Origin of the sequence: uncultured Agrobacterium sp. (assembly GCF_913777885.1) — a bacterium.
Lineage (GTDB): Bacteria > Pseudomonadota > Alphaproteobacteria > Rhizobiales > Rhizobiaceae > Agrobacterium.
Window position 1 is genome coordinate 24,573 of sequence record NZ_CAJYTV010000018.1, and the last position, 16,432, is coordinate 41,004.

The 16,432-nt window shown below is 55.5% G+C and carries 16 protein-coding genes; 8 read left to right on the forward strand and 8 right to left on the reverse strand.

What is annotated here, in order from left to right:
- Nucleotides 1-39: 39 nt before the first annotated feature.
- The 3 genes from QZ869_RS16985 to QZ869_RS16995 are packed head-to-tail and all read right to left on the reverse strand — an operon-like array spanning nt 40 to nt 2,601.
- Nucleotides 40-963, reverse strand: a complete 924-nt coding sequence (locus tag QZ869_RS16985) for a polysaccharide deacetylase family protein (RefSeq protein WP_296106110.1) — start codon at nt 961-963, stop codon at nt 40-42.
- Nucleotides 963-1,922, reverse strand: a complete 960-nt coding sequence (locus QZ869_RS16990; RefSeq protein ID WP_296106111.1) for a polysaccharide deacetylase family protein — start codon at nt 1,920-1,922, stop codon at nt 963-965. Before QZ869_RS16990 ends, QZ869_RS16985 begins: the two co-directional genes overlap by 1 nt.
- 1 nt (nt 1,923) lies before the next feature.
- Nucleotides 1,924-2,601 (reverse strand): isochorismatase family protein, encoded by a 678-nt coding sequence (locus QZ869_RS16995; RefSeq protein WP_296106113.1) that lies wholly within the window; start codon nt 2,599-2,601, stop codon nt 1,924-1,926.
- A gap of 479 nt (nt 2,602-3,080) precedes the next feature.
- On the opposite strand from QZ869_RS16995, the gene QZ869_RS17000 reads away from it, so the two are divergent.
- Entirely contained in the window at nt 3,081-4,550 is a 1,470-nt protein-coding gene (locus QZ869_RS17000) for a sensor domain-containing diguanylate cyclase (RefSeq protein WP_296078536.1), read from the forward strand.
- A 21-nt stretch (nt 4,551-4,571) separates the two neighbouring features.
- Here the strand turns inward: QZ869_RS17000 and QZ869_RS17005 are convergent, their stop codons facing one another.
- Nucleotides 4,572-5,174 (reverse strand): pyridoxamine 5'-phosphate oxidase family protein, encoded by a 603-nt coding sequence (locus tag QZ869_RS17005; RefSeq protein WP_296106114.1) that lies wholly within the window; start codon nt 5,172-5,174, stop codon nt 4,572-4,574.
- Nucleotides 5,175-5,199: 25 nt separating this feature from the next.
- Between QZ869_RS17005 and QZ869_RS17010 the strand changes: the two genes are divergently transcribed.
- A complete protein-coding gene (locus tag QZ869_RS17010) occupies nt 5,200-5,562 on the forward strand; it encodes a hypothetical protein (RefSeq protein ID WP_296106117.1) in 363 nt (120 codons plus the stop codon).
- 114 nt (nt 5,563-5,676) lie between these two features.
- On the opposite strand, the gene QZ869_RS17015 is transcribed toward QZ869_RS17010, so the two are convergent.
- On the reverse strand, nt 5,677-6,306 hold the full coding sequence (locus tag QZ869_RS17015; protein ID WP_296106119.1) for a TetR/AcrR family transcriptional regulator: 630 nt from the start codon (nt 6,304-6,306) through the stop codon (nt 5,677-5,679).
- A 144-nt stretch (nt 6,307-6,450) separates the two neighbouring features.
- On the opposite strand from QZ869_RS17015, the gene QZ869_RS17020 reads away from it, so the two are divergent.
- Nucleotides 6,451-8,487 carry an NADH:flavin oxidoreductase gene (locus QZ869_RS17020; protein WP_296106122.1) on the forward strand — a complete coding sequence of 679 codons (2,037 nt, stop codon included), beginning with the start codon at nt 6,451-6,453 and terminating at the stop codon, nt 8,485-8,487.
- 110 nt (nt 8,488-8,597) lie between these two features.
- Here the strand turns inward: QZ869_RS17020 and QZ869_RS17025 are convergent, their stop codons facing one another.
- The 3 genes from QZ869_RS17025 to QZ869_RS17035 are packed head-to-tail and all read right to left on the reverse strand — an operon-like array spanning nt 8,598 to nt 11,172.
- Nucleotides 8,598-9,125, reverse strand: a complete 528-nt coding sequence (locus QZ869_RS17025; protein ID WP_296106124.1) for a flavin reductase family protein — start codon at nt 9,123-9,125, stop codon at nt 8,598-8,600.
- On the reverse strand, nt 9,125-10,015 hold the full coding sequence (locus QZ869_RS17030) for an aldo/keto reductase (RefSeq protein WP_296106127.1): 891 nt from the start codon (nt 10,013-10,015) through the stop codon (nt 9,125-9,127). Before QZ869_RS17030 ends, QZ869_RS17025 begins: the two co-directional genes overlap by 1 nt.
- Entirely contained in the window at nt 10,015-11,172 is a 1,158-nt protein-coding gene (locus QZ869_RS17035; RefSeq protein WP_296106129.1) for an LLM class flavin-dependent oxidoreductase, read from the reverse strand. The genes QZ869_RS17030 and QZ869_RS17035 overlap by 1 nt, the downstream gene beginning before the upstream one ends.
- 103 nt (nt 11,173-11,275) lie before the next feature.
- Here QZ869_RS17035 and QZ869_RS17040 point away from each other — a divergent pair, with 103 nt between their 5' ends.
- From QZ869_RS17040 to QZ869_RS17060, 5 genes are all read left to right on the forward strand, one after another.
- The gene (locus QZ869_RS17040; protein ID WP_296106131.1) at nt 11,276-11,980 is read left to right on the forward strand and encodes a GntR family transcriptional regulator; all 705 of its coding nucleotides are present in this window, start codon (nt 11,276-11,278) and stop codon (nt 11,978-11,980) included.
- Nucleotides 11,981-12,168: 188 nt separating this feature from the next.
- Complete coding sequence (locus QZ869_RS17045; RefSeq protein ID WP_296018705.1) at nt 12,169-13,245, forward strand: ABC transporter ATP-binding protein; 1,077 nt, start codon at nt 12,169-12,171, stop codon at nt 13,243-13,245.
- Nucleotides 13,246-13,296: 51 nt separating this feature from the next.
- Entirely contained in the window at nt 13,297-14,523 is a 1,227-nt protein-coding gene (locus QZ869_RS17050; protein WP_296106133.1) for an ABC transporter substrate-binding protein, read from the forward strand.
- Nucleotides 14,524-14,638: 115 nt separating this feature from the next.
- Nucleotides 14,639-15,568: a carbohydrate ABC transporter permease gene (locus tag QZ869_RS17055; protein ID WP_296106136.1), complete on the forward strand. Its 930-nt coding sequence runs from the start codon at nt 14,639-14,641 to the stop codon at nt 15,566-15,568.
- Between the two features lie 3 nt (nt 15,569-15,571).
- Entirely contained in the window at nt 15,572-16,426 is an 855-nt protein-coding gene (locus QZ869_RS17060) for a carbohydrate ABC transporter permease (RefSeq protein ID WP_296038066.1), read from the forward strand.
- The last annotated feature ends 6 nt before the right edge of the window (nt 16,427-16,432 follow it).

The following is a 16,432-nucleotide window of genomic DNA, read 5'->3' on the forward strand; positions in this document are numbered from 1 at the left end:
GATGACCGGCGCCTATCAGGCGCCAATCTTTTGCGACAATCAGCCTTGATCGCGGAATGCATTGGCGATCTCGCCGGCCGGCGCATTCCAGACACCGTCATGTGAGACGATATAGTCCAAGGCCTCACGCAGATATTCGATGCGGTAAGGCATGCCGGACACCCAGCTGTGCAAAGGCAAGCTCATGACGCGCCCGCCATAATCGGCGCTCTCGCGGTACAGCACGTCAAAACGATCCTTGACCTGCTGCACCCAGTCAGCCTCGGACTGGAAGTATTCGTCTGCAACTACTCGGTCATCCGTCTCATAAGCCATCGGCATGGCAAGCAGCGGACCATGGCTTGTCTTCATTTCATAAGGCAGGTCGTCATTAGCCCAGTCGAGCCCGTAGGTGACGCCGTTCTTCGCCAGAATATCTGGCGTATTGAAGCCTTGGGCGCGGCCCGGCGACAGCCAGCCTTCGACCTTTTGCCCGCTTTCCTGGCGCAACAGAGCCAAAGCCTCGGCAATAATCGCTTGTTCCTCGTCTTCGCCAAGGCTGGAATGATGCACCTTGCCCATGTCGAGACCATGAGCGACGATTTCATGCCCACCATCGATAACGGCTTTGATGAGTGCTGGATAACGTTTGGCAATGATGCCGTTGATAGCGACACTGGTCTTCAAGCCCTTATCGCCAAGCAGCTTCAGGACGCGGTAGATACCGACCCGATTGCCGTAATCACGATTGGTGTAATAGCGGAAGTCCGGATAGGGCATGGACAAGGCACCAGGCGCCTTGAATGGTTTGGAAGGCATGTCGAGCGGAAAATACTGGACATGCGTCACGATCGACAGCGCGATGCGAGCACCGTTCGGCCAAACGATCGGTTTGCGCTGAAACATATCAGACCATTCGTAACGGTCATGATCCATACCATAGCGACGCGCGGGATATTCGAGATAGCTGTCGGGCATCGGCATCAGCGTGCTCCCTCTGCTGCATGGTGAGGTGCGTTATGTGCGGTCATCGCCGCGCTCATGGCGTCATAAGCACCAGATGCGTGATAGGCTTCGGCTATTTCACGCCCTGTCGTCTGCCAGACGCCCTCATGACCTGCGATGTACTCAATAGCCTCGGCAAAGGCATCGATGCGGTGCGGTTGGCCGACAAGATAGGGATGCAGCGGAATGCACATGACTGTACCGCTGTCGTCGCCTTCCTCATAGAGCTGGTCGAACTGCCGCTTGATGATTTCGCCATAGTGGCGGGGCGTCACCTTCTGCGTGTTGTAAACGATGACATCGTTCATCTCGAGCGAATAGGGCATCGATATCAGCTTGCCGGACTTGACCTTGACCGGCATCGGCTGGTCGTCATGAAACATATCGCAGGTGTATTGGATGCCGGCTTCCGCGAGAATGTCCATCGTCCAGAAATTGTTGGACAAGGCGGGAGAGAGCCAGCCTGCCAGCTCCTGGCCTGTATGATTGCGCACAGTTTCGAAAGCGTCGCGTATGATCGCGCGCTCCTGGCCGATATCGAGATTGTAGACATAGCGCGTATTGTAAATGCCGTGCGAGAAGAACTCCCAACCGCGATCGGCGCAGGCCTTGATGATTTCTGGATGGTGATCGCACAGCGCAACATTCAGCGATACCGAGCCGCGAAAACCCGCCCTGTCCATCGCAGCCATCATGCGCTGCCATCCCGCGCGGTTACCGTAATCGCGGTGCGAATATTGCAGCACATCCGGATTCGGGCGGGCCCAGGGGGTGCGGGTTGGGTTGTTCGGCGGATCATATTCGTAGAATTCAATATTCGGCGCGATCCATACGGCAATTTTTTTATTACCGGGCCAGACAATCTTTGGCCGGTTCGGCCACGGCAGATAGTCGTAAAGACCGAGATCGGAACGCATGGGATTTGCTTCGGCAGCCATCTTAACGCTCCTCGGGCTTATAGGCCTCGTACCACGCGATAGCCTCGGCAACCGGAATCACATCGCCGTATTTGACCGATATGTCGTAGAGGTTGGCGAAATGCGGGCTTTCATGCTTATCCGCCACGGACTCTTCCGGAACGACCACGCGGTAACCTCGAGAGATGGCATCAACCACACAGGCACGAACGCAACCGGATGTAGACCCACCAGTCAAAACCACCGTGTCGCACTGATGCCAAACCATGAGCGACTGCAGATTGGTTTCGTGGAACGGCGATGCCATGCGCTTGTTGATAATGATGTCCTTGACATGATCGATTTCGAGCCGCGGATCGAACTCGGCGCGCCGCGATCCAACCTTGATGTTCTGGAGCGAATCCGGCGTATCGGTGCGCGTTCCCCACACGCCGCAATCCTCGCCGGAATCCATATAGGCAACATACGTCCACGTCGTTGGCAGACCCTTTTTACGTGCGAGACCGGAGAGTGTGTTGACGTATTCCAGCTGCTTCGGATCGGTCTCATAGGCCGTGACGAATTCTCCGACTTGGGTGTAGGCACACTGAAGATCGATATTGATCAACATTGGCTTGCGCCCAAAGCCGAAACGCTTGCGGGTGGGATTTGCCCTGGCGTTTTCAAAGAGCTGACGCGCCGTAAGGGACGATGTTTCCATGAGAATTCCTCCGTTCTCATTTGCGACTGGCCGTAGCTGCGAACCGAAAAATTCAGGCGCTCAAACCATTCAATTACTCATAATGTTATTACTTTATATCTTTTGTAAAGACGGAAATTTTCGAAATTTGAAGCCGATCCACCAACGCACGCGAGATACTGGGGAGCTCAATTTTCCCGTGTTGCAGCCAGCAAAAACAAAGACAGTGCTGCACATCTCGTTCAGCAAGTGGGCGCTCTGCCCCAGATATGATTGAACTCGGCGGTGTGAGAATATGGGATGACTGCGGTGTACCAGCAGCGGTTATGCTCTATCGAGACCAGCGGATACAAAGCTTGAGCGGCCGACGCTCATTCGCGACCAGCCACATACCCGTTTGAATCCGCACTTGGCATATATTAAAGCACCAGTTACCTGTTGCCCCTAAGGTTGAGTTGAGCTGGTTACTCACCTCCTCCGGCTTCAGATCAGGAAACCCGATGACCGATACTCTAGATTCCGATATCTTCAACCTTGCGCCGATTGCCATGTGGATCGAGGATTTCAGTGGAGTGCAGGAGCTGTTTCACCATTGGCGAGCCGAAGGTGTGACGGACATCAGATCCTTTCTAAAGCATGACCGGGATCGGGTTATCGCCTGTTCGTCGCGGATACGCGTCCTTAGCGTCAATGCAAAGACACTGCAGCTATTTGAGGCAGAAAGCCTCGAACACCTGACAGCTAATATTACTGCAATCTTCCGCGATGACATGCTAGATACGCATATCAATGAGTTGGCGGCGCTTTTTGATGGTGAGACGACGTTTTCGAGCACCACAGTCAATTATACCGTCTCCGGCCGAAGGCTTGACATCCAGTTGCGCGGTACCGTCCTGCCTGGCCATGAGAAAACGCTCAGTAGGCTTCTTTTAACGACCGAAGACATCACTGATCGCGAGGATGCCCGGCGTGCCGAAGCGCTGCAGCGGCGCCAGGCTGAAGGCGTTTTTGAGCATTCGCCAGTGTCGCTTTGGGTTGAGGATTTCAGCAGGATCCGCACCCTTATTGAAGACATCCGTGATCGCGGCATCAGCGACTTCCGAACATTCATGGACGTTCACCCGGAGTTTGTACGCCAGTGCATGAGTGAGATCAGGGTGATCGACGTCAATCAGGCGACCCTTGATCTATTTTGCGCAAAAGACCGCTCCGACCTTCTGCAGCGGATCGGCGACATTTTCCGCGACGACATGGAGAAGCCATTTAGAGAACAGTTGATGGAGCTTTGGAACGGGAGGCTTTTTCATCACCGCGAAGTCGTCAATTATGCGCTGGATGGTTCAGTCCGTCACATCCTGCTGCATTTTTCCGTGTTTCCCGGCTACGAAAGTGATTGGTCGCGCGTCCAGGTGGCCCTCGCCGACATTACAGCACGCAAGAAGGCTGAAGCCTATCTCGAGTATCTCGGCAAACATGACGTCCTGACCAAACTCTACAATCGCGCTTTCTACGCCGACGAGATGAACCGGCTTGAACGTAAATCGCTGCGTCCCGTCTCTGCGATCATCATCGATCTTAACGGCTTAAAAGAAGCAAATGATCAGCTGGGGCACGATGCGGGGGACGGACTGCTGCGCCGCTTTGGCGAGATTCTCAACGGCGCCGTCGCTACACCGAACCACGCATGCCGCATCGGCGGAGATGAGTTCGCGATTCTCATGCCCGGCGCCGATGCGAAAGCCGCTGGCACGATGATGGAAACAATCACCGAACTCCTCAGAATTAACAATCAGTTTTATTCAACTCTACCGTTGAGCATGTCCTACGGCGTCGCCACAAGCGAGGCCGATGAGTCAATGGAATCAGTCGTTAAGCGTGCCGACGCGCTCATGTACGAGAACAAGAAGGCACATTATGTAGCCATTGAACTCGGAGGCGAAATGCCGTTAGCCAAGACCCGAACACTTTAGAGGATCGAAACAAAAGGCCACCTATGCGATGGGCTTGGTTCTTCCACCGGTCCACACGTTTTCGGATCGGGCAAAATTGTATTGAAGATGCTCTTCTTTGGAAATATCCAGAAATTCGGCAGCACAGAGCCTCACTTTCACAAGAGCAAAAGCCGCTGGCGGGATCGAGCCCCGACGAGTTGGAGCGCCGCTCTCTTCAGGAATTTTATCGTCGGCGTCCGGGCTTTCAACACAGGGGAAAAAGGAACGGCGAGTGCGATCGCTGAGCTTCGTCCACTGTAAAAGTCGTTCCTGTTCGTCGCTCACAACATACGCTTGGCCAGAAAGCCTGATCTGGCTCCACGTTGAAGCGTCGTAACCAACGAGAGAAACCTCGTTATTGAGAAGGATTTGAGCCACCTTCCGAGAAGCGGCTTCCGTCACAAAAAACAGTTCCCCCGGAGTCCTTCTAAACTGTCGCAGAACAATCGTTCTGACAGCCGGCTTATTGGCCTCATCCATACTGGCTAGCTGAAGCAGATTGAACGGAGAGCCCGACTTCACTCCGTCTTCGAGTGCCGACCAGATATGAAGGAGCACTCTGCCCGCAGACGCGCCAGCGTCAAACTCTCCATCGTGCTTCATACGGTCGACCTCCATGAACATTGTTATGCGTAAAGAAATCTGCTTGCCACGATGGGCACAGGGAGAAGCTCAATCCGCGCGCTTCGCCTTGCTCTTGTTCCAGCACCGCCATGCTTCAGACAAAACGATCAGATTAAAGCACTACATGGAAATCATCGGAAACAATATGCCCGAAGACGTGTACTCATTTCTGATGATTGGAGCAGCAGGGCTCGTCGCGGTTTGGTTCGCATTCTTCATCATAAGAAAGCTAGTGACCGTTGCAGTGATCGCCGTTGTTGTCATCGGCGGCTTGATCGCGTGGCACAATCCGGCCGCGCTTCGATCCGCGCAGGACTTTGCGGTGACAGCATACGATCAATTGCGATACCGAACGACGACAGACTAAGCATAACGCCGTCGCCGAAGACGAAACGCCGGGTATGTAAAGGCGAGCTCAATCGACCCGAGTCCATAATGATGCGTGGTCCGCCATCTGGTATTCCGCGCGCGGCACGCGCCTTCAATCTGGCTTATAGCTGTGACGAGCAAAAAATCGTTCGAGGTCGCGTTGCTCCGGGGCTTGCCCAGTGTAAATCTCGATGTACTCTGGGATCCGCTTCATACGCACTGAGATACTCTCTCTTGTCTGCATGGAAATGTAGCCGATTTGGACGAGATAGCTGGTCCGCGCGCGAACATCGGCATGATTTTCCGACTGACCGAAACGGATGAACATCTGCTTCAATGCCTCAAGCCGGACTTCATCAGCCGCCTGCACTTCCGCTCGTATATAGTCGGATGTCAACGCCCAGCTTCGCACTGCGAACTCGAACGGCGCATCGAAAAGACCGTTATCGACCCAGCAATCGAAAACGTTGAACATCGCCTCGACGACGCTCTCCGCATAGGCTTGCGTTTGCCTGACGATGTTTCCAGTATTCTTCTGGCGCCAACGCTCGATCAGGGCATCCAGAAGCTCTTCGCGATCTTTGAAGAACCAATAGAAGCTTGTCCTCGAAAGATTCAAACGCTTCGCGAGCGGAAGAATCTTTACCGAGTCGACACCGGATTCGATCAGCAAATCGTAAGCAGCGTCCAGCCAACCTTCTTGCGATCCTCTCCAACCACTTTCGTTTAATGTCTGCTCCATGGTCAACTATCTAACAAAACGAAATCTAGAAAACAACGGGAAATGTACATCGGTGAACACACAGGGTTCCACCGTGTTTTCAAAGTTGACATAGGTGTACATTCGAGTTTAGCGTCAGTCGCATTTCCAGCCTGGAGACGCGCCATGTCTAACGATCCTCTTCTTCAACCATTGCAGTTGAAACATCTCACGCTGCGCAATCGGATTATCGTCACCTCACATGAGCCTGCCTATCCCGAGGACGGAATGCCGAAAGAGCGTTACCGCGCCTACACGGTGGAAAGAGCGAAGGGCGGAGTGGCGTTGACCATGACGGCTGGCTCCGCCGCTGTCTCAAAAGACAGCCCGCCCGTTTTCAACAATCTGCTGGCCTACAAGGATGAGATCGTCCCTTGGATCCGTGAGATGACGGACGCCGTACACGAACACGGCTCGGCCATCATGATCCAGCTGACTCACCTTGGTCGCCGTACCCGATGGGACAAAGGTGATTGGTTACCGGTCGTTGCGCCATCGCATCACCGCGAACCAGCTCATCGCGCCTTTCCCAAGAAAATCGAGGATTGGGATATCGAGCGGATCATCAAGGATTTTGCCGATGCTGCCGAGCGCATGAAAGCCGGCGGCATGGATGGCGTCGAACTCGAAGCATACGGTCACCTTCTAGAACAATTCACCTCACCGCTCACCAACGAGTTGGACGGCCCCTATGGCGGCTCACTCGATAATCGTATGCGGTTCTGTTTCGACGTGCTCAGCGCGATCCGAAAACGCGTCGGTGACGATTTCATCCTCGGAATACGCTACACGGCCGACGAACGCCTGCCCGGCGGCACCGGATCGGACGAGGGCCTGGAGATCTCAAGGCGCCTCAAGGACAGCGGACTGATCGACTATCTCAATGTTATCCGAGGCCATATCGACACCGATCCGGGCCTGACAGATGTCATTCCGATTCAGGGCATGGCCAACTCGCCTCACCTGGATTTTGCCGGACAGATCCGTGCAGCCACTAATTTTCCGACCTTTCATGCGGCGAAAATTCCCGATGTCGCAACGGCCCGTCACGCAATCGCATCTGGCAAGATCGATATGGTCGGCATGACCCGCGCTCATATGACCGACCCGCACATCGTGCTGAAGATCATGGAGAAGCGCGAGGACGATATCAGACCCTGCGTCGGCGCCAATTACTGTCTCGATCGAATCTATCAGGGCGGAATGGCATTCTGTATCCACAATGCTGCCACCGGCCGCGAGGTAGATATTCCCCACACCATCCCGAAAGCTGATAAACGCAAAAAGATTGTGATCGTCGGCGCAGGCCCAGCCGGTCTCGAAGCTGCACGTGTCTGCGCGGAACGTGGGCACGAGGTGGTTGTCTTCGAGGCGGCCAACAATGCCGGCGGACAGGTACGTTTGACTGCGCAGAGCGAGCGTCGTCGCGAGATGATCAGCATTATCGACTGGCGCATGAACCAGTGCGAAAAACTCGGCGTTCAGTTCCACTTCAATACCTGGGCTGACACCGAAATCGTAACAGCCGAAAGGCCGGACGTGGTGATCATCGCAACCGGCGGACTGCCGTACACCGAAATCCTGACGTCTGGAAACGATTTGGTGGTGTCCTCTTGGGACATCATCTCGGGTGACGTCAAACCGGGCACAAACGTTCTGATCTACGACGACGCTGGTGATCACGCAGCACTCCAGGCCGCCGAGACCGTGGCGAAGGCCGGTGCGAAAGTTGAAATCATGACGCGCGATCGCGCTTTCGCGCCGGAGGTCATGGGCATGAACCTGGTGCCCTATGTCAGGGCACTTCAAAAGCTCGATACCACCTTCACGGTCACCTACAAATTGACTGCGGTCGAACGCAGCGGCAACCAGTTGATCGCTCACATCGGCAGTGATTACGGTGGCGTGGATAAGCGCAAGACGGTTGATCAGGTGATCATCAACAATGGAACACGCCCGCTGGATGAGCTCTATTTCGAGCTGAAGCCCTTCTCCGTCAATGGCGGAGAAATATCGCATAGCGCGCTGATCGCAGGCGAACCACAATCGGTGGTGCGTAACGACAGTGGCTCGTTCCAGCTCTTTAGGATTGGAGATGCGGTAGCCGCCCGCAACACCCATGCCGCCATTTACGACGGCTTGCGAATCGCAAAGGACCTTTGAGGGAAATTCTCGTAGAAACGCTTACGGCCACGTTTGCAAGCGCAGCGTGGCCGTAAGGACTGTTGACGTGTCGCGAACTATAAAACGTTCTGATCTGTGACCTGACGCTCTCAGGCGCTGATCGTAAAGCGCCCGAACGCACCGCGTGCAAAGCACAGAGGCTCTCCCTCGCGGTGGGCGGCGCGCAGCACCCGGCCAATGATGATGGAGTGGTCACCGGCATCGTGGACGGAGGCCTGCGCGCATTCGAAACGGCTGAGTGTTCCCGGAATAATCGGCACACCTTCTAAGTTCAGTTCCCAGTCCAGCTCTTCGAACCCCTTACCGCCACGGGTGAAGCGAGAGCAAAGAGCGTCCTGCTCTGCATCCAGAACGTGAATAGCAAAGTTCGTCGCGCCAACAAAAAGGTCGTGACGTGTTGAGGTCTTTGCTGGCGACCAGAGCACGAGAGGCGGGTCGAGAGACACGGAGGAGAAGCTATTGACCGTCATGCCCGTTGGGCCGTTCGGCGTATGCGCCGTCACGACCGTTACGCCCGTCGGGAAATTACCGAGTGCATTGCGGAAGCTGCGCGACGTCGTCGCATCGGGCACAAACCGATGTTCGTTATGCGTGTTCAAACTGTTGAGCGACGTCATCAGGGCACCTCACGACCGTTTGCAAGCGTGTAAAGTTCAAACCATGTCTGGCGATCCATCTCGACTTTCTCAGCATCGGAGATGGTAGCGATACGCGAGAGATTATTCGTGCCCATGACAGGCAGAATTTTTGCCGGATGCTTCAAAAGCCAAGCGACAGCGACAGCAGCCTTATCGACCGAATGCTCCTGAGCAATGCGCTCGAGCGCCTCGGCCAGCGCACCTTTGCCGCTCATCAGCGAGCCGCCGCCAAGAGGCGACCACGCCATGATCGGCAGATCTCGCTCCTGTAGATAGGCAAGGTCGCCATTGGTGAAGGGCGACGTTTCAGCGAGGCTGATTTCGATCTGGTTGGTGACCAGTTCTTCGGTCATATTCGACTGTAGAAGTGAGAAATCCCACGGCCTGAAATTCGAAACGCCGACGCTTCTTACCTTGCCGGAGGCAACCAGTGCGTCGAGTGCTTCTCCGGTTTCTTCCGGATCGAGCATCGGGTCTGGACGGTGGATCAAGAGGAGATCGATCCGGTCGGTGTTCATATCGCGAAGCGACGTCTCGACCGACTCGGTAATATGCTTTGCCGATGTATCGTAATGCTTGACCCGCGCGGATGAGTGCCGGCCAGCTGGCGCGACGATACCGCACTTCGTCACGATTTCGATTTTATCGCGCAGCGTCGGATTCTGGCGAAGGCCGCCGCCGAGGATAGCTTCTGCGGTGTACCCACCGTAAATGTCCGCCTGATCCATCGTAGTGATGCCCTGCGCAAGGCAGGCTTCAATCTTCGCCTGCACATGGTTAGGCGACGTGTCGGCATCGTCACCGATGCGCCACATGCCGTAAACGATGCGGCTGAAGGAAAGGCCGGATGTGATGTCTATGCGTTGCATTAGTGGCGCTCTCCATTGCCAAGAGGTGTTGCAGGTGTTTGTGCTGGAACGCGACCACGCGCGTGTGGAAGCGAGCAGGTCTTCATTTGCGGCAGAACCTTCTTGCCGAAATGTTCAGCCTCATCAAGGTGCGGATAACCCGAGAAGATGAAAGCACGAATGCCCATTTTCTGGTAATCTTCCAGCTTGCTCAAAACCTGGTCGGTCGAGCCGACCAGTGCTGCGCCGCAGCCCGAGCGGGCGCGACCGACACCCGTCCAGAGATGGGGCTCGGTATAGCCGAATTGATCGGCCTGCTCGCGCGCTTTGGCCTGATGGGCAACGCCGAGCGAAATGCTGTCATGTGCTCGGGCGCGGATCTGGCGACCATATTCGTCATCGAGTTTCGATACCAGATGCTCAGCATACTCATGCGCTTCGGCTTCTGTGTCGCGCACGATCATATGAACACGAAGACCATAGTCCAGTGTGCGTCCATGAGCTTCGGCGCGCGCATGTACCGCACGCATCCGTTCGGCCAGTTGCTCCTTCACTTCTGGCCACATGAGATAGACATCGCACTGCGCACCACAAAGCTCCAGGGCATCTGGCGAGTACCCGCCGAAGTAGAGCAGCGGACCACCATCCTGCTGATAAGGCCGTGCAGGCTCGGTAGACACGTTCTTGAACTGGTAGATTTCGCCCTCGTGGTTGATCTCGTCGCGCGTCCAGGCTTGGCGAAGTATTTCAACGACTTCATGGCTGCGCTTATAGCGGTAGGCGCTATCGGCTACCTCACCGGGAAAGTCCGAACTGATGACGTTGAGCGTGAGACGACCCTGCAACATGTGATCGAGTGTTGCAACAGTACGCGCCAGCATGATCGGCTGCATTTCACCACAACGAATAGCCGCCAGGAAATTGATATCCCGCGTGATCGGCGCGCAGCCGGCGACAAAGCTTAGCGTGTCCTGGCCAACCTGATACGAAGACGGGCATAGGATGTTGCGAAATCCAAGCTCTTCGGCCTTTTTGACGATCGAGGAGCAATGATCCCAGCTTGAACGCAGGCGACCATCGGGGACGCCCAGGAATTCATAGTCATCGGAACAAAGAGCCGAAAACCAGGATACCTCTGCAGCATCGAGGTCAGCTGAGGTGACAGGCACAACGGTCATAAAATTCCTCCCAAAACGTCTGATGCCTATTTCAATATCATCCGCCTTGATGTAAATCAATGATGTATCAATTTTTTATGCCGCGGGAGGAAAGGCGTTGAAAATGAAGAGCTCCAGGGGAAGTTTGCCCATGTATCTCCAGATTGCAGAGACGCTAGTGCGCGATATCGCAGCCGGCACATTGATCGATGGCGAAAAGCTTCCGCCGGAACGCGATATGGCGAAGGATCTGGGGATCGCAGTTGGCACGCTACGCAAGACGCTGTCCGAACTTGAGAGCCGCGGATTGCTGGAGCGAATTCAAGGCTCGGGCAACTATATTCGTGCAGTCAACGATCCGCAAAGCGTCTATGCCATGTTTCGCCTGGAGTTGATCGAGGGTGGCGGCCTGCCTACTGCGGAGATACTGAGCGTCAGTCGCGAGAAGAAGGATGAAAGCCTGCCCGCTTTCGGCCTTTCGAAGGAGGGTCACCGGATCCGTCGTTTGCGTAGGATCGGCGGCAAGATCGCTGCGATTGAAGAAATTTGGCTCGATGGCTCCTATATCGATTCGATTGTGCCCGAAGACCTCTCCGAGTCCCTCTATCTTTACTACCGCACCCGTCTGAACCTCTGGATCGCCAAAGCCGAGGACTACATCGATCTTGGCCAGGTCCCAGATTGGGCGCCCTCCTCCTTCCGCCCTTCGCCTGGCGACCCACTTCCTCACGTGCTGCGCGTCAGCCACTCACACGAAGGTCAGAAAGCCGAGGTGTCGCACACATGGTATGACCACGCCGTGGCACGCTATGTCAGCAGACTGCGCTAACGAGGCCCTCGTAAAGATCGATACGCCTAATATCGCGGGCGAAGCGAAAAAATATCCCGAGATTCCAAGTCAAAACAGAACAAAAAAATGCGCCTGCAATAAAATTGATACACTATTGATTTAATTTTTTTCGCAGCTATGATTTTTGTCAAGGAACTCGTCGGCAAGGACGAGCTTGGGAGGAATGAATGGCTTCTGTAAGCCTGCGTAAATTGGAAAAGAGCTACGGCGCTCTGCGAATCGTCAAAGGCATCGATCTCGAAATCGCCGATGGCGAATTCGTTGTCTTCGTCGGTCCATCCGGCTGTGGTAAGTCCACTACCCTTCGCATGGTAGCAGGCCTGGAATCGATCAGCGGTGGAGAGATCCGGATCAGCGACACTGTGGTAAACAACCTGCCGCCACGCGGTCGGGATATTGCCATGGTCTTCCAGGACTATGCCCTGTATCCGCACAAGACTGTACGCGAGAACATGGGCTTCAGCCTCAAGGTGCGCGGTGTTCCGCAAAACGAGGCAAACGAGCGGATCAATGAAGCTGCCGAAATGCTCGGTATCGGACATCTTCTGGATCGTCGTCCCGGTCAACTATCGGGCGGACAGCGCCAGCGCGTTGCCATGGGGCGCGCCATCGTGCGCCGGCCTCAAGTGTTTCTTTTCGACGAACCGCTGTCGAATCTCGACGCAAAGCTGCGCGGGCAGGTCCGGACTGAGATCAAGCGCCTGCACCAGCAGATCGGCACGACGATCATCTACGTGACCCATGATCAGGTCGAGGCGATGACGCTTGCGGATCGTATTGTTATTCTCAAGAACGGCGAGATCGAACAGGTCGGCACTCCTGATGAGGTTTATAACAAGCCCCAGAGCGTCTTCGTCGGTGGTTTTGTCGGCTCGCCTGCCATGAATTTTGCTCGCGGGCATCTGTCCGGAGGCAAGGTTCTCCTGGGCAATGGTGACAGCCTGTCATCCGCAGCCATTCGCCTCGGCAAGGCGGCTGCATTGGATGGACGTGAAATACTCGTTGGCATCCGACCGGAACATTTCGGCGTCGTCTCCGATGACGCAGCCGCTGTTTCTGCCCAGGTTCAGGTCGTGGAGCCGCTTGGCTCCGATACGCTGGTACATTTCAACATCGGCAGCGATATGCTTACCGCACGCATGGCGCCGGACGCCCGGCCCACAGTTGGCGAGACGATCCGCATCGGTATCGATCCGTCTCGTATTCATGTGTTCGACGCAGAAAGCCAGCGCGTTATCAATTAAAAAAGGCAGCTGAGAAGAATCGCTGCAAGTAAGTTCAATGGGAGGATGGAAATGAATCTGAAGATCGTGACTGGCGCTTTGCTTGCGCTCGGCCTGACAACATCATTGGCGACCGCCGCCGACTTGAAAGTGTATATTTCTAGTCAGCACCAGCCACAACTCTGGCGTCAGGTGCTCGATAAATTCGAGACAGCCAATCCTGGCACAAAAGTTTCGATCGAAACCGGCGGCAACACGTCGGAGGCGCAGGCGCAATACCTCAACACCATCATGTCCGCCAAGGACCCGTCGCTTGACTTGCTGATCCTTGATGTCATTCGCCCTGCACAATTTGCAGCGGCAGGCTGGACCGTGCCATTCGAGGGCAAGGACATGTCGTCCTATCTGCCCGCCTATGCCGAGGCAAACACGGTCGATGGCAAGGTTGTCGCTCTGCCGGCCTTCGCGGATTCCATGTTCCTCTATTACCGCAAGGATTTGCTGGACAAGTACGGCATTGCACCGCCCAAGACCTGGGATGAGTTGACCGCTGCGGCCAAGAAGGTCGCGGACGGCGAGAAAAACCCCAATCTTCAGGGCCTGTCCTTCCAGGGAAAAGCCATCGAAGGCGCAGTCTGCACCTTCCTCCTGCCCTACTGGAGCCAGGGCAAGAACCTTGTTGAGAATGGCAAGCTGACCTTCGACAAGACGGCGGCCGTAAACTCGCTCAAACTATGGAAGAGCTTTGTCGATCAGGGTGTTGCCAAGAAGAATATTGCCGAAGTAGCAACGGACGACACCCGCAAGGAATTCCAGGCCGGCAACGTCCTATTTGCGGTCAATTGGTCCTATGCCTGGGCACAGTCGCAGGGCAAGGACTCGGCGGTTGTCGGCAAGGTCGGCGTTGCGCGTCTGCCTGCGGTTTCCGGCGGCGAACAGACGACCTGCCTCGGCGGCTGGGAATGGGGCGTTTCGGCCTATTCCAACCATAAGGATGAAGCCCAGAAGCTTGTCGAGTATCTTTCCAGCGAAGACTCTTCCAAATTCATGGCTGCCAACGGATCGCTGCTGCCAACCTATCCCGCTGCCTATAAGGACGACACCGTTCTGAAGGCAGCTCCCTGGTTTGCCGATGCGCTTCAGGTTGTCGAGACCGCCAAGCCACGTCCGGTAACGCCGCGCTACAATGAAGTCAGCGAAGTTATCCGTACGACAGTCAACGCTGTGCTGGCAGGTGTCACCACGCCCGAAGAGGGTGCCACCCAGATCGAAGCCCGGCTAAAGCGGATCATCCGCTAACGCGTATAATGGTTTCGCGATGGTCGCACGCGGCTGTCGTTTTATTGGGAGTGCTTGGCTTGACCGGCACCCCCACCCTAATCAATCTGACATTCCTTTGGGAGATGCGACGGTGATGACCTCGTCTCTGCACCTCACGCATAGTGCGGAAAAACCAGCCCCGCGCTGGACGAATTGGCTCGACCTCGGAGACCGTGCGCTCGCCATTTTACTGCTCGCTCCCGCGGGCATTCTGCTGGCACTGATCATCGTCTATCCCGTATTCAAGCTTGGCTATACCAGCCTCTTCAGCCTGTCCTTGACGTCCGGCCTGCCAGCGGAGTTTGTCGGTCTCGACAACTATCGGCTGATGCTTGAAGATCCGGCCTTCTGGGAAACCACATGGAACACGGTGCTGATAACGCTGATCACCGTGCCGGGCGCCCTCCTGATGGGACTTGCGCTAGCGCTCCTGGCAAACCTGCCTTTTCGCACACAATGGCCGGTGCGCCTGTCGCTCCTGATACCCTGGGCTCTGCCGCTGTCTTTCGCTGGCTTGATCTTCGCCTGGTTTTTCCACTCTGAATATGGCGTCGTCAACGATGTGTTGAACCGCTTTGGCTTCGAAGGCATCATATGGTTCAACTCGCCCGGATGGGCTTTTGCGGCGATCTGCCTGACGATCATCTGGAAGACCTCGTCCTTCATGGCGCTCATCATTCTTGCCGGTCTTCAGACCATTCCACGCTCGCTCTATGAAGCAGCCGATGTCGATGGCGCCGGCAAAATCCGCCAGTTCTTCGAAATCACACTCCCTCTGCTGAAGCCTGCTATTATCGTGGCATTGATTTTCAGAACCATCACAGCACTTCAGACATTCGACATTCCCTACATGATGACCGGCGGTGGCCCAGGAACGTCCACCGCAACCCTTGCCATGTATATCCATCAGAACACTGTATCCTTCCTCGATCTTGGCTATGGATCGGCGCTGGCGATGGTGATGTTCGCACTCTCAATGGTCGTGACGGTAATCTACCTACGCGCTATCAGAACGAAGGATTGAGCCATGAGCACCCTCACCCACTCAGGCTTGCCCTCCATTCTGTCCGGGCGCCCACTTCGGCTGTTTGCTGCAGCCGCTCTTTTGATCAACGGCATGTTCCCGGCGCTCTGGATTCTCTTCACCTCTTTGAAGACAGAGGCCGAATTGACGGCGAAGCCGATCACATGGTTTCCGCATGCACCGACCCTGGCCAACTACATGCAGGCATTCTCTGATCAGCCGCTGCACATCTTCCTGTTCAACAGCTTCATGGTGGCGCTGCTTTCCACCTGCCTGACCCTGTTCGTCTCGGTTCTGGCGGCTTACGCGCTGGCACGGCTCAACCTGCGCTATCGTGGGTTGATCCTTTCCGCCATCATCGCGGTATCGACGTTTCCGCTGGTGACGCTGCTCGTTCCACTTTTCGAAATCATGCGCACCTTGAATTTGCTGAACACCTGGATTGCGCTTGTCCTCCCCTACACGGTTCTGTCGCTTCCAGTATGTACGTTGATGCTGGTCTCTTTCTTCGAAGGCATCCCGCGCGATCTGGAAAATGCAGCAATGATCGATGGCTGCACGCGCATTGGCGCCTTGTTCAAGGTTGTTGTGCCATTGTGCGCGCCAGGCGTCTTTACCGCTGGTATCCTTGCCTTCGTCAATGCGTGGGACGAGTTCCTTCTGGCGCTGTCCTTCAATTCCAATCCTTCTCTGCGCACGCTTCCGGTGGGAATTCAGCTCTATCAGGGTGAGTTCGCCTTTCCGTGGCCGGTCATTTCCGCAGCCCTCGTCGTTGGCATCGTGCCTGTCGCCATCCTCATCGTGATCTTCCAGGAACGCGTTGTTTCCGGTCTGACCGCGGGCGGTATCAAGGGTTAGCCGACA